This window comes from Fontisubflavum oceani (assembly GCF_030407165.1).
In the GTDB taxonomy this organism is placed as follows: Bacteria; Pseudomonadota; Alphaproteobacteria; order Rhodobacterales; family Rhodobacteraceae; genus Rhodophyticola; species Rhodophyticola oceani.
In genome coordinates, this window is the sequence record NZ_CP129111.1 from 2,290,447 (window position 1) to 2,303,326 (window position 12,880).

General features: G+C 62.0%; 11 protein-coding genes and 2 pseudogenes. 8 read left to right on the forward strand and 5 right to left on the reverse strand.

Annotated elements, in window-relative coordinates; all coding sequences use genetic code 11:
- Positions 1-14: 14 nt before the first annotated feature.
- The gene (typA, locus tag QTA57_RS11715) at positions 15-1,835 is read right to left on the reverse strand and encodes a translational GTPase TypA (RefSeq protein WP_290151597.1); all 1,821 of its coding nucleotides are present in this window, start codon (positions 1,833-1,835) and stop codon (positions 15-17) included.
- A gap of 136 nt (positions 1,836-1,971) precedes the next feature.
- Positions 1,972-2,391 (reverse strand): iron response transcriptional regulator IrrA, encoded by a 420-nt coding sequence (irrA, locus tag QTA57_RS11720; RefSeq protein ID WP_290151598.1) that lies wholly within the window; start codon positions 2,389-2,391, stop codon positions 1,972-1,974.
- A gap of 188 nt (positions 2,392-2,579) precedes the next feature.
- On the opposite strand from irrA, the gene fabA reads away from it, so the two are divergent.
- The 6 genes and pseudogenes from fabA (at position 2,580) to QTA57_RS11750 (ending at position 7,821) form a co-directional block, all read left to right on the forward strand.
- A complete protein-coding gene (gene fabA, locus QTA57_RS11725; protein WP_145208164.1) occupies positions 2,580-3,089 on the forward strand; it encodes a bifunctional 3-hydroxydecanoyl-ACP dehydratase/trans-2-decenoyl-ACP isomerase in 510 nt (169 codons plus the stop codon).
- A 23-nt stretch (positions 3,090-3,112) separates the two neighbouring features.
- Positions 3,113-4,341, forward strand: a pseudogene (locus QTA57_RS11730) (beta-ketoacyl-ACP synthase II).
- 5 nt (positions 4,342-4,346) lie between these two features.
- Positions 4,347-5,134, forward strand: a pseudogene (locus QTA57_RS11735) (enoyl-ACP reductase FabI).
- A gap of 187 nt (positions 5,135-5,321) precedes the next feature.
- Positions 5,322-6,014, forward strand: coding sequence for a haloacid dehalogenase type II (locus tag QTA57_RS11740; RefSeq protein WP_290151599.1), 693 nt, complete (start codon positions 5,322-5,324; stop codon positions 6,012-6,014).
- The gene (locus QTA57_RS11745) at positions 6,011-6,850 is read left to right on the forward strand and encodes an alpha/beta fold hydrolase (protein WP_290151601.1); all 840 of its coding nucleotides are present in this window, start codon (positions 6,011-6,013) and stop codon (positions 6,848-6,850) included. Before QTA57_RS11740 ends, QTA57_RS11745 begins: the two co-directional genes overlap by 4 nt.
- Positions 6,847-7,821 (forward strand): threonine ammonia-lyase, encoded by a 975-nt coding sequence (locus tag QTA57_RS11750; RefSeq protein WP_290151602.1) that lies wholly within the window; start codon positions 6,847-6,849, stop codon positions 7,819-7,821. The genes QTA57_RS11745 and QTA57_RS11750 overlap by 4 nt, the downstream gene beginning before the upstream one ends.
- Here the strand turns inward: QTA57_RS11750 and QTA57_RS11755 are convergent.
- Complete coding sequence (locus tag QTA57_RS11755; protein ID WP_290151603.1) at positions 7,794-9,146, reverse strand: class-II fumarase/aspartase family protein; 1,353 nt, start codon at positions 9,144-9,146, stop codon at positions 7,794-7,796. The genes QTA57_RS11750 and QTA57_RS11755 overlap by 28 nt on opposite strands.
- A complete protein-coding gene (gene pcaD / locus QTA57_RS11760) occupies positions 9,130-9,930 on the reverse strand; it encodes a 3-oxoadipate enol-lactonase (RefSeq protein WP_290151604.1) in 801 nt (266 codons plus the stop codon). The genes QTA57_RS11755 and pcaD overlap by 17 nt, the downstream gene beginning before the upstream one ends.
- Before the next feature lie 136 nt (positions 9,931-10,066).
- Here pcaD and QTA57_RS11765 point away from each other — a divergent pair, with 136 nt between their 5' ends.
- Positions 10,067-11,146, forward strand: a complete 1,080-nt coding sequence (locus tag QTA57_RS11765) for a zinc-binding dehydrogenase (RefSeq protein ID WP_290151607.1) — start codon at positions 10,067-10,069, stop codon at positions 11,144-11,146.
- Here the strand turns inward: QTA57_RS11765 and QTA57_RS11770 are convergent.
- The gene (locus QTA57_RS11770; RefSeq protein ID WP_290151608.1) at positions 11,143-11,583 is read right to left on the reverse strand and encodes a GNAT family N-acetyltransferase; all 441 of its coding nucleotides are present in this window, start codon (positions 11,581-11,583) and stop codon (positions 11,143-11,145) included. The two genes, QTA57_RS11765 and QTA57_RS11770, sit on opposite strands and share 4 nt — an antisense overlap.
- Before the next feature lie 26 nt (positions 11,584-11,609).
- On the opposite strand from QTA57_RS11770, the gene QTA57_RS11775 reads away from it, so the two are divergent.
- A complete protein-coding gene (locus tag QTA57_RS11775; RefSeq protein ID WP_290151610.1) occupies positions 11,610-12,833 on the forward strand; it encodes a mandelate racemase/muconate lactonizing enzyme family protein in 1,224 nt (407 codons plus the stop codon).
- Positions 12,834-12,880: the final 47 nt, after the last annotated feature.

Sequence of the window (12,880 nt, forward strand, 5' to 3'; positions counted from 1 at the left end):
CGCTTTTTTTGCGTTTAGCTGGCCGCGCGGGCTTGCCGTTTGCGCTCATGCGGGTCGAGGAAACGTTTGCGAAGGCGGATCGCGTTGGGCGTGACTTCGACCAACTCATCGTCGTCGATATAGGCGATGGCTTGTTCCAGCGACATGGTGACCGGCGTGGTCAGGCGTACGGCCTCATCCGACCCTGAGGCGCGGACATTGGTCAGCTTCTTGCCTTTGAGCGGGTTCACTTCCAGATCATTGTCGCGGGAATGCTCACCGATGATCATACCGGTGTAGATCGCCTCCTGCGCGCCGATGAACATCTTGCCGCGCTCTTCGAGGTTCCAGAGCGCGTAGGCGACACTCACCCCGTCTTCCATAGAAATCAGAACCCCCGCGCGCCGACCCGGGATCGGGCCTTTATACGGCTCCCAGGCGTGGAACACGCGGTTGAGCACCCCCGTGCCGCGCGTATCGGTCAGGAATTCGCCGTGATAGCCGATCAGGCCGCGCGAAGGGACCTGCGCCACGATGCGGGTCTTGCCAGCGCCGGCCGGTTTCATCTCGGAAAGCTCGCCCTTGCGTGGGCCGGTCAGCTTCTCGATCACCGCGCCGGTATATTCGTCATCCACATCGATGGTGACTTCTTCGACCGGCTCCACACGCTGACCATCTTCTTCGCGGAACAGCACCTGCGGCCGGGAGATTGAGAGCTCGAACCCCTCGCGGCGCATGTTTTCGATCAACACACCCATCTGCAATTCGCCCCGGCCTGCCACTTCGAAAGCCTCGCCGCCCGGCGTGTCGGTGATACGGATCGCGACATTGGATTCCGCCTCTTTCATCAGGCGCTCGCGGATCACGCGCGATTGGACCTTTTTGCCGTCCTTGCCAGCCAGCGGGCTGTCATTGATGCCGAAGGTGACGGTGATGGTGGGCGGATCGATGGGTTGCGCAGGGATCGCGTCAGTGACGGAGAGATCGCAGATCGTGTCGGCCACCGTGGCTTTCGACATGCCCGCAAGGCTGACGATATCGCCCGCTTCGGCGAGGTCGATCGGTTGCTGCGCCAGGCCGCGGAACGCCAGGATCTTGGTGACGCGGAATTGCTCGACCTTCTCGCCATCGCGGCTGAGGGCTTTGACGGTTTCGCCGGTTTTCAACGTGCCGCTTTCGACACGACCGGTGAGGATACGCCCGATGAACGGGTCGGAGCCGAGCGTGGTGGCCAGCATCCGGAAGGGTTCTTCGGCCTGATCGACCTGTTTCGGGGCGGGGACGTGATCCACCACCAGATCGAAGAGCGCGGAGAGGTCCTTGCGCGGGCCTTCCAGGCTGTCATCGGCCCAACCGGACCGGCCTGAGGCGTAGAGATGCGGGAAATCGAGTTGGTCGTCATCGGCACCGAGATTGGCGAAGAGGTCGAAACACTCATCCAGCGCCCGGTCCGGTTCGGCATCGGGCTTATCGACCTTGTTCAAGACCACGATCGGGCGGAGGCCAAGCGCCAGCGCCTTGGAGGTCACGAATTTCGTTTGCGGCATCGGACCCTCTGCGGCATCGACGAGCAAAACAACCCCATCCACCATTGAGAGAATGCGCTCCACCTCGCCGCCGAAATCGGCGTGGCCGGGCGTGTCGACGATATTGATCCGGGTGCCATTCCATTCGACCGAGGTCGCCTTGGCCAGGATCGTGATCCCGCGTTCGCGTTCCAGGTCGTTGCTGTCCATCGCCCGTTCGGCCACGGCTTGGTTGTCGCGGAACGCGCCGGATTGTTTGAGCAGCTCGTCGACAAGCGTTGTTTTGCCATGATCGACATGCGCGATGATCGCGATATTGCGGAGGTCCATGAGAGGCGGCCTTGGGTCAAAGAAGGAGTTGAGAGGGGCGTTACAATGCCGCGGGCGCAAAGGCTAGCGGAAAACGCGCCCCGACGGTTTCATCAAGGAAACCGTGTGAATTTCGTAAGAATATCGGGTTTTCGCGTCAGTCTTTTCGGCGAAGACGGATCACCACGTCGACTTTGGCGATCTCATGGCCGTCCGGCGGGGCAGGGAGCGAGGTGATTTTCAACTCAGCCGCGGGCGCATCCGTCAGCTTCGCCTCATCTTCCCAATAGAAATGCGGGTGGTCATCCATCCGCGTGTCGAAATAGGATCGCGAGCCATCAACGGTCACCTCTTGCATCAGCCCTGCATCGCAGAAGGCCTTCAGCGTGTTATAGACCGTCGCAAGGGAGACCTTGTCGCCGGTGCCAAGCACTGCCGCGTGCAATCCTTCGGCCGTCACATGGCGATCTTGACCGTCGCCAACCAAGAGCGTCGCTAAAGACAGGCGCTGGCGCGTCGGCCGCAAATCGGCCTGTGCAAGCCATTTTGTGCCGCGTTCGAGGGCTTCTGGTGTCATCAGCGGGGGCTTTCCTTGCGTTTCCACCCTTATATAGAGTGCTCCGAGCCCATTTTTCAAACGGATTCGCGCGATTGCTTCGCAACTGCGGCATCTCGAGCCACCCTTGCCAGCTTTGCACCCTGAATGATAGGGACGTGGGCGTAAACGCATCTGAGAATGCTAGATATAGGGGTGGGCAGGGACATATGGCAGATTATCCAACGAGCTTCGACAAAGAAGGGCTGCTGAAATGCGCGCGCGGTGAGCTGTTTGGCCCCGGAAATGCGCAACTGCCAGAGCCGCCGATGCTGATGATGGATCGGATCACCGATATCTCGGGCGATGGCGGGGAGCACGGCAAAGGCCATGTGGTCGCTGAGTTCGATATCACGCCGGATCTGTGGTTTTTCGAGTGCCATTTCCCGGGAAATCCAATCATGCCGGGCTGTCTCGGGCTTGATGGGCTCTGGCAGCTCACCGGGTTCAACCTGGGCTGGCGCGGCTGGCAGGGGCGCGGCTATGCGCTTGGTGTTGGCGAGGTTCGGCTAACCGGGATGGTGCGACCCGACCGAAAGATGCTGACCTATTATGTTGATTTCACCAAAGCGATCCAAACGCGCCGGTTGACCATGGGTGTGGCCGATGGCCGGGTCGAAGCCGATGGCGAAGTGATTTATCAGGTCAAAGACATGCGAGTCGCGTTGTCGGAAAGCTGAGATTTGCCAAGGAGGGTGCCGGGATGCGCCGAGTGGTTGTTACAGGGTTGGGCATTGTCTCACCCATTGGGAACTCCGCCGCTGAGGTCACGGCGGCCCTGAAAGCGGGTACGTCGGGGATCGAAGGGGTCCCTGACATGGTCGAGCACGGCTTTCGCAGCCAGATCGCTGGGACGGTGAAGATTGACCCGTCGGAACATATCGACAAGCGCACATTGCGGTTTATGGGGCCTGGGGCGGCTTATGCCTATATTGCGATGCAACAGGCGATTGCCGATGCCGGACTCAACGAGGGCGAGGTCAGCAATCAGCGTTCGGGGTTGATTGCGGGCTCTGGCGGGCCATCGACGAGCGCGATGTTCGCCGCACATCAGAGCGTGTTGAAGACCGGCGCGACCAAGCGGATCGGGCCCTTTGCGGTGCCGAAATGCATGTCGTCGACGATCTCTGCCAATCTTTCGACGGCCTTCAAGATTAAGGGCATCAACTATTCGATAACCTCTGCCTGTTCTACCTCTTTGCATTGTATTGGGGTGGCGGCTGAACAGATTATGATGGGAAAGCAGGACGTTATGTTCGCGGGGGTGCGGAGGAGCTGGATTGGACGCTCTCCTGCCTGTTCGACGCGATGGGCGCGATGTCTTCGAAATATAACGATACGCCCACCCGCGCGAGCCGGGCTTTCGATGCTGATCGCGACGGATTCGTCATTGGCGGCGGCGGCGCGATCTTGGTGCTGGAAGAGCTGGACCGTGCCGTCGCGCGTGGCGCAAAGATCTATGCCGAGGTCACCGGCTTCGCCGCGACATCGGACGGTCATGACATGGTGGCCCCCTCCGGCGAGGGGGGAGAGCGCGCCATGCGGCTAGCGCTCGACACGCTGCCCGCAGATCGCAAGGTCAGCTATATCAACGCGCATGGCACCTCGACCCCGGTCGGAGACGTTGGCGAGGTCGAAGCGGTGCGCCGGGTCTTCGGAGAGGGCGCGACGCCGCCGGTGTCCTCCACCAAATCCATGACCGGTCATGCCCAAGGCGCGGCCGGTGCGTTGGAGGCTAGTTTCTGCCTTCTGATGTTGGAGAGCGATTTCATTGCCCCTTCGATCAACGTAGAGACGCTGGACCCAGGACTTGCCCCGGAAGAGATCGCCACGGAGATGGTCGAAAATGCGGGGCTCGACACGGTGATGACCAACTCGTTTGGGTTTGGCGGCACCAACGGCTCAATGTTGCTGTCGAAATATAGCGGATAACAAAAATGGCAGATTTGATGAGAGGCAAACGCGGGCTGGTCATGGGTGTGGCCAATGATCGCTCGATTGCATGGGGTATTGCCAAAGCACTGCATGCCGAAGGGGCGGAGCTGGCGTTTTCCTATCAGGGCGAGGCTTTTGGCAAACGGGTGGAACCGCTGGCCGCGTCGCTCGGCTCGGACATTCTGATTGATGTGGATGTGACGGATGATGCGTCGCTTGATGCCTGTTTCGGACGTTTGAAAGACGAATGGGGGCAGGTTGACTTCGTCATCCATGCCATTGCGTTTTCAGATAAAACCGAACTCACTGGCAGGTTCATCAACACCACGCGGGAGAATTTCAAAACCTCGCTGACGATCTCCTGTTATTCGCTGATCGACGTTGCCAAGCGCGCCTCGGAAATGATGCCCGAGGGGGGACGATCCTGACCCTGACCTATCAGGGCTCAAACCGCGTCACGCCGTTTTACAATGTGATGGGTGTGGCCAAAGCCGCGCTGGAATCAGCCGTGCGATATCTGGCCAATGATCTTGGGCCAGATGGCATTCGGGTGAATGCGATTAGCCCGGGGCCGATGAAAACGCTTGCGGGGGCGGCCATTGGTGGGGCTCGAAAAACCTTCAAGGCCACCGAGGCCAACGCGCCCCTGCGGGCCAATGCGACCCTTGAGGCGATCGGCGGGACCGCTGTTTATCTGATCTCGGATTACGGCGCCTGCACCACAGGCGAGATCATCACAGTCGATGGTGGCTATCACGTGCTCGGCATGATGCAGCCGGAGAACCTTTGATCTCTTCCGACGAATGCAGGCGAGAAAAACACGTCTTCTGACGCGGATTTTTCTCAGCAAAGCAAGCCTATTTTGCTGACGCGTAAGCCTTTTGCTTTCGCTGAACCCGGTAAAGACTCATCTTGCGAATTGTGGGATGGCACCGGCTGTGTCACCATGCGCCCGACGAAACGGGGAGGGCGCGTGAATGCCGATTTCTACCTGCGTTTTCGATGCTTATGGTACTTTGTTTGATGTGAACGCTGCGGCGCGTAACTTGGCGGAAGAAGACGGGCTCGAAGGATTTGCTGCAGTTTGGCAGCAAGTGTCGAGCCACTGGCGAAACAAACAACTGCAATATTCGTGGATTCGGGCGATCACCCGCGATCATGTTGATTTTTGGCAGGTCACCCAAGACGCGCTCGATTGGGCGCTGGATGTGACGGATCAAGCCAACCCCGCGCTGCGTGATCGGCTTTTGGGGCTGTATTGGACCCTTCCAGCCTATCCCGAAGTGCCCGAAATGCTGGCGACTCTAAAGGCCGGCGGGTTGCAGACCGCGATTCTGTCGAATGGCTCGCCCCGAATGCTTGAGGGCGCGGTCGACAGCGCCGGGATCGGCCCCGTGCTTGATGCGGTGTTGAGCGTCGAAGATGAAGGGATCTTCAAACCCGACGCGCGGGTCTACGGATTGGTGGGGCGCCATTTCGACGTACCGAAAAACGAGGTGTTGTTTGTGTCGTCCAACGGGTGGGATGCGGCCTCGGCGGCGTCTTATGGGTTCCAGGTTCTCTGGGTGAACCGGGCGGGCGAGCCGATGGATCGATTGCCAGGCCAGCCGGGTCAAGTGGTCGAAGACCTCACCAGCGTGCCCGAGATGGCGGGATTGGCACGCGGATGATCAGCTATGCGCCGTCGTCTGATGGGTTAAACCTAGCCTATGACGATCAAGGCCAGGGCGTGCCACTTCTGTGCCTGCCGGGGCTGACCCGGAATATGGAAGATTTTGAACCTGTTCTGGATCGTTTTTCGGATCGTGCGCGGATCATACGAATGGATTTCCGGGGGCGGGGCGCATCCGATTACGCGCCCGATCCGATGAGTTATTCAGTGCCGCAGGAGGCGCAAGATGTGCTGGCGCTTCTCGACCACCTGGGGTTGGAGAAGGTCGCGATCCTGGGCACCTCGCGGGGTGGCCTTGTCGCGATGATGCTGGCGGCGACGGCGAAAGCCCGGCTGTTGGGGGCGGTGTTGAACGATGTGGGACCGGTGATCGATCCGAGCGGGTTGGACCAGATCATGACCTATATCGGTCGCCCGCCCGCCTATCGCAGTTTGGCGGAGGCCGCCACCGCGCTACCCGCCGCCTATGCGCCGGATTTTCAGAATGTGCCGGACGCGACATGGGCCGATTTCGCGCGGCGCCTGTGGCGGGAGGAGGATGGGCGGCTGCATCTGCGCTATGATGCGCGGCTGCGCGAGGCTGTGGCCCCGGCCTTTGACACAAGCCAGCCCGCGCCGGACCTTTGGCCGCTTTTCGATGCGCTTGAGGGGCTGTCGCTCGGATTGATCCGCGGGGCAAACTCCAATCTTCTTTCTGTGGAAACGGCGGGTGAGATGCGCCGCCGCCGCCCCGATATGCTCTATGCCGAAATCCCGGATCGCGGCCATGTGCCGTTTCTGGATGAGCCGGGATGTATCACCCTTCTCTCTGATTTTTTGGACGGTCTTTCATGAGTGATATCAAGATGATCGAGGCGGCAGCTCAACGTGCTCGCGGCCATGTCAGACGCACGCCACTGCTGTCGTCGCCCTTTCTGGATGAGATCGCCGGGCGGCGGGTGTTTGTCAAAGCGGAATGCTTACAACACACTGGCAGCTTCAAGTTTCGTGGTGCGTGGTCGGCGCTGTCAGGGATGACGCCGGAGGCCCGCGCGGCAGGCGTTTTGGCATTTTCCTCCGGCAATCATGCACAGGGTGTGGCGCTTGCGGCACGGCTTCACGGGGTGCCCGCGACGATCATCATGCCGGAAGACGCGCCAGCGCTGAAGATCGCCAATACCCGCGCGCTTGGCGCCGAAGTTGTGCTTTATGATCGCGCAGGTCGCGAGAAACGCGAGGAGATTGGCGCCCGCCTTCAGGCCGAGCGCGGGCTGACCCTGATCCGGCCCTATGATGAGCCTTTGGTGATTGCCGGGCAGGGCACCTGCGGGTTGGAGATTGCCGCCCAAGCGGCGGAACTGGGCGTGACCCAGGCCGAAGTTCTCACCTGTTGCGGTGGCGGCGGCCTGACCGCGGGCATTTCCCTCGCGCTTGAAGCGCATGCGCCTGAGATGCGGGTTCGCCCGGCGGAGCCGGAAGGGTTTGACGATACCGCGCGGTCTTTGGCCTCGGGCGGGATCGAGACGAATAACGGCCCCGAAGCCGGTCTGTGCGATGCGATCCTGACACCCTCGCCGGGGCAGATCACCTTTCCGATCATGGCGGCGCGTTGCGGCCCCGGATTGGTGGTCAGCGATGACGAGGTGCGCGCGGCGATGCGCGAGGCCGCGACCCGCTTGAAGCTGGTCGTGGAACCGGGCGGGGCGGTGGCTCTGGCGGCGGCGCTTTATCACGGGGACGCGCTAGAGGGCGATACGGTGATCGCCACGGCGTCTGGGGGCAATGTGGATGCCAGTCTTTATGCCGAGGTTTTGGCCGCGGCTTGAGCAGTGACCGCTAGGGCGAAGGCCCGGGCGATCTCGGGGGCCTGTCCGAGAGAGGCGGTTGCCGCGTGCGTATCGATCTCGGGGAAAGCTGCTGCAAAGAGGACGGGCAAAGGTGTGCCTTTTGCTTGAGCTTCGGCGCAGAACTCTTTGATTTTACGCTGTGCGTCCGGCCTCGGCATTTTGGTCGCTAAGGCAAAACTCAATGCTTCGGCGTGGATCAATCCCAATCGCCCCTCCATATTCGCCGCCATTCGGTCCGGGTTCGGCAGCATCGTTTCGGCAAGATCAGCGGCGAGATGCACGGCTTTGGCCGCGCCCATGATCATCGCGGGCAGGCTCAACCATTCGGTGAACCAAGCCGCGCCGTCCCGTTGATGGGGATGCAGCATCGCGCCTTGCATCGCGCCATTCAGCGCGGCGGTGTGATGGGCCAAAGCGACCAGCACGGACGGCCCAACCGGGTTTTGTTTCTGCGGCATGGTCGAAGAGGCACCCGCTGCGCCCAGATCGATCTCGGCGATCTCGGTTTGTGTCAGGCGCAGAAGATCTTCGCCGAGCTTGCCACAAGAACCCGTCACCAGTGTCAGCCAGCTCGCCAGTTCCGCGATCTGATCTCGCTTGCTGTGCCAGGGGGCGGGGCCCGTTTGCAGCCCAAGCGCGTCGGCCAGAGCGCGGGTCAGTTCGGGCAGATCAGGTCCAAGCGCCGCGCCGGTCCCTGCGGCGCCCGAGAGGGAGACGGTTAGAAGGCGCGGGCGCAAGCCCTCCAACCGGTCCAAATGCGTCAAAAAGGGCTGTCCCCAATTGGCGGTCACGGCACCAAAACTGGTGGGTGTGGCGTGTTGCCCATAGGTGCGGCCTGCCATTGGGGTTTGGGCATGTACTTGAGAATGTTCCGCCAATAGATTGCAAAACTTAGATATTCCTGTCTCGATCCGCAGAAGGGCCTGACGCAGCCGAAGGATCAGCGCCGTATCGATGATATCCTGAGAGGTGGTGCCCCAATGGACGTAATGCGCCGCCTCTGGGTCGCCAATCTCGGCGCGGAATGCCGTCACCAGCGCCGGCACAGAGACACCATTCTCACCCGTGGCTCCTGCCAACGCGCCGGGGTCGATCTGCGCTTCTAGCGCTGCGCGATGAATTGCGTTGCCCGCCTCTGCCGGGATAATCCCGAGCCCGCCTTGGGCTTTCGCCAGCGCCCCTTCGACCAAGAGCATCGCCCTAATCTCCGCGCTGTCGGTGAACAATTTCGCGGTGTCACGGTCGCAGAAGAGATCGCGATACAGCGCGCTGTCGAAGGGGAGACGCTCATGCCGCGCCCTCAAGATGGCCGATCTCGCGGAGGAACTCGATCAGAAGAGCGGCATAGGCCTCGGGTTTCTCGACGCAGGGCAAATGGCCGGTGCCTCGGATCAATACAAACCGCGCGCCAGGGATCAGTTCCGCCATTTCACGGATCAGATCGGGCGGGGTGGAGCCATCGTGATCCCCTGCAATCGCCAAGGCGGGCAGACGCAGCGCCGCGGTGGTTGTATAGAAATCCGTGCCCGCAATTGCGGCGGAGCAGCCCGCATAACCATGGGCGGGCGTCGTCTCGACCATCCGTTTCCACGGCAACATCGCGGTGCTTTCGCGGAAGGGTTTGGCGAACCAGCGCTCCATGATCGCGTCCGACATCGCGGTCAGCCCTTCGGTTTCGACCATGGCGATCCGGTCCTGCCAAATCTCGCGGGTGCCGATCTTGGGCGCGGTGTTGGACAGGACCACGGCGCGGATCTGGTCCAGTCGTTTGGCGGCGAGACCCTGGGCGATCATTCCGCCGATCGAGAGCCCGACAAAGACGCAATCGCGGACCTTGAGCGCATCAAGCAACTGCTCCGCATCGCGGACAAGTGTGCCCATCGTATAGGGCGCGGGCGGGCAGGCGGAGAGGCCATGGCCGCGTTTGTCATATCGAATGATCCGCAGGTTTTGCGGCAGGCGGGCGATCACATCATCCCAGAGGCGGAAATCCGTCCCAAGCGAGTTGGCGAAGACCACAGGGCGGCCCTTCGGGTCGCCGTCTTCGCGGTAGTGCAAGTGGATATCGCCCAGTTGAATGCAGTTCATCACGCCCTCCGTTCCCGTCTTTCTCCGACAGTTCCCGCAAAGCTGCAAGCGCCGCAAATGAGCCAGTCATGCCGCGATTGGGCTTGCAGCGGGCGCAAAGCCCCGCAGTCTGGCCGGAAACCATGGAGAGACAGTCTTGACCAAAATCAAAGCGGCAATCTGCCATGCCTTTGGCGAACCACTGAAAATCGAAGAGGTATCCTTGCGTGCGCCGGAGGCCGGAGAGGTCGAGGTGACGCTTGAGGCGGTGGCGATCTGCCATTCCGACATCTCCTATATCGACGGCGGTTGGGGCGGGGTGCTGCCCGCTGTCTATGGCCATGAGGCGGCCGGGATTGTCACGGTGACCGGCCCTGGGGTGAGCGGCGTGGAGGAGGGCGCGCGGGTGATCGTGACGCTGATCCGGTCTTGCGGCGCTTGTGTCGATTGCGCCAGCGGCGACGCGGTGTTTTGCAGCAGCGCCGAGCCGATCCCGCCGACCCTGACGGCGGCGGACGGGACGGTGTTGCAGAAGGGCCTGAAATGCGCCGCCTTTGCCGAGAAGGTCGTGGTGGATCAAAGCCAAATCGCGCCGGTGGGAGATTTGGCGCCCGAGGCAGCCTGCCTCTTGGCCTGCGGTGTGCCGACAGGCGTGGGCGCGGCGGTGAACACGGCGGGCATTCGGCCCGGGGACAATGTGGTGGTGATCGGCGCGGGCGGGGTCGGTCTGAACGCGATCCAGGGAGCCTATATCGCCGGTGCCGCGAAGATCATCGCGATGGATTTGGAGCCGTCGAAGCTCGAAGATGCGAAAGCTTTCGGCGCGACCGATGGCGTTTTGGCCAGCGAGCCAAAGCCGTGGAAGGCGATCCGCGCGCTAACTGGCGGGCGCGGTGCGGATCACGTGCTCGTCTCGGTTGGCGCGATCCCGGCTTATGACGTGGCGCTGAGGCTGCTGGCGCCGAAGGGCACAGTATATGCAGTGGGCATGCCGCATTCGGGCGACACCTCGACCTATGAACCGGTGATCATTGCCGCCACGGGGCAGGGGATGCGCGGCTCATTGATGGGCGAAGTGGTGCTGAAGCGCGACATCCCCTGGATGGTGGAGCTTTATGGCCAGGGGCGGTTGAAGCTTGATGAGTTGGTGACCGGGCGTTGGTCTCTGGAGCAGATCAACGAGGCGATTGCCGACACCAAAGCGGGCAAGGCGCGCCGCAATGTGATCATGTTCTAGTCGGTCCCGAGCCCGTTATCCCATCCGAAATAGACCCCTTGAAGTTCCTCTCCACCCATCGCGCGATAGAGGCCCAAGGCGGGGGCGTTGTCCGCTTCGGTGCCGAGCCAGATGCCTTGGCACCCGCGTGCCCGGGCGATTTCGAACAGCCGCTCGGTTGCGGCCTTGGCAATGCCTTGGCGCAGATGGCTGTCTCGCGTGCCGACCTCATTGACGAACATCGCGGGCGCTTTGTCGGGGTGGAGCAAGACCGTGCCGCTCGCCATGCCGACCACCAGATCACCATCGAAGGCGAGCACGAGCTCATGCAACGGGCTGGCCAAAAACGCCGCCGCTTGCTCGGCATCAATCGGGTTGTCGAACAATCCGTCGGGCACAGCGAGAAGCGTGGCCAGGTCGTCTGGACCCATTCTGCGAAACGTGATCTGATTTTCCATGATGGCCTCAAGCGAAGGATGCACCGATGAAACTTGCCGATCTTGAGGTCTTTGTCACGGCCCCGCCGCCGCCGGGTTGGGGTGGGCGCTATTGGATGATCGTTCGCGTGACGACGGCCTGCGGCATCACCGGGTTGGGCGAGGTCTATGCCGCTGGCGTTGGCCCGGAGGCGATGCGAGTGGTGATCGCGGATGTGTTTGGCCGACATATGGCGGGCGAGAACCCCGAGGATATCGAAAAGATGTTCCGCCGCGCCTATTCCAGCGGGTTCACGCAGCGCCCTGATCCAACGGTGATCGGCGCGTTTTCGGGGCTAGAGATGGCGTGTTGGGACATCCTGGGCAAAGCGCGGGAGCGGCCGGTTTGGGCGCTTCTGGGTGGCAAGATGAATGACCGGCTCCGCGCCTATTCCTATCTCTACCCGATGGCGCATCAGGATGCCGATGCGTTCTGGACTCGCCCCGATCTGGCCGCAGAAGCGGCAGACGCTTTGGCAGATCAGGGGTGGACGGCGGTGAAGTTTGACCCCGCCGGGCCTTACACGATGCGGGGCGGGCATATGCCCGCGCGCCTCGATATTGCGCAGTCGGTGGCCCATTGCGCGCAGATCCGCGAGGCGGTGGGGGATCGGGCCGATCTGCTCTTTGGCACTCATGGGCAGTTTTCGACTGCCGGTGCGATCCGCTTGGCCAAGGCCATCGAGCCCTATGATCCGCTTTGGTATGAGGAACCCGTGCCGCCCGACAATGCCGCCGCGATGGCCGACGTGGCGCGCGCCACATCGATTCCGGTGGCAACCGGCGAGCGGCTCTGCACCAAGGCCGAATTCGCTCCGGTTCTGCGCCAAGGCGCAGCGCGGATATTGCAACCGGCGCTTGGCCGGGCGGGCGGGCTCTGGGAAGTGAAGAAGATCGCCGCGATGGCCGAGGTCTATAACGCGCAGATGGCGCCGCATCTTTATGCCGGGCCGGTGGAATGGGCCGCGAATGTGCATTTCGGCGTGAGTTGCCCGAACCTTCTGATGGTGGAGGCGATCGAGACGCCATTCCATGAGGCGCTGGTGTCGGGGCGGCCCAAGGTCGAAAACGGCTTTGTCGAGGCGCCCACCGCGCCGGGCTTGGGGATTGAGTTGAATGACGATGTGGCCGCCGCCAATCCTTATACCGGCGACCGGCTGCATCTGGAAATGCGCGACGCGCCCTGCGACTGGCAAAACGGCAATAGTTTCGCAGGCGGCGCTGCGGACTAAGCCGTGCCCAAGGTGGTGACCTGAGATCCCGGTCATCTGGCCGGGGT

Bases quoted from the DNA above. Each gene is read 5' to 3' on its own strand.
- typA (WP_290151597.1), bottom strand. From the start codon at position 1,835: ATGGACCTCCGCAATATCGCGATCATCGCGCATGTCGATCATGGCAAA.
- irrA (WP_290151598.1), bottom strand. From the start codon at position 2,391: ATGACACCAGAAGCCCTCGAACGCGGCACAAAATGGCTTGCACAGGCC.
- fabA (WP_145208164.1), top strand. From the start codon at position 2,580: ATGGCAGATTATCCAACGAGCTTCGACAAAGAAGGGCTGCTGAAATGC.
- QTA57_RS11740 (WP_290151599.1), top strand. From the start codon at position 5,322: ATGCCGATTTCTACCTGCGTTTTCGATGCTTATGGTACTTTGTTTGAT.
- QTA57_RS11745 (WP_290151601.1), top strand. From the start codon at position 6,011: ATGATCAGCTATGCGCCGTCGTCTGATGGGTTAAACCTAGCCTATGAC.
- QTA57_RS11750 (WP_290151602.1), top strand. From the start codon at position 6,847: ATGAGTGATATCAAGATGATCGAGGCGGCAGCTCAACGTGCTCGCGGC.
- pcaD (WP_290151604.1), bottom strand. From the start codon at position 9,930: ATGAACTGCATTCAACTGGGCGATATCCACTTGCACTACCGCGAAGAC.
- QTA57_RS11770 (WP_290151608.1), bottom strand. From the start codon at position 11,583: ATGGAAAATCAGATCACGTTTCGCAGAATGGGTCCAGACGACCTGGCC.
- QTA57_RS11775 (WP_290151610.1), top strand. From the start codon at position 11,610: ATGAAACTTGCCGATCTTGAGGTCTTTGTCACGGCCCCGCCGCCGCCG.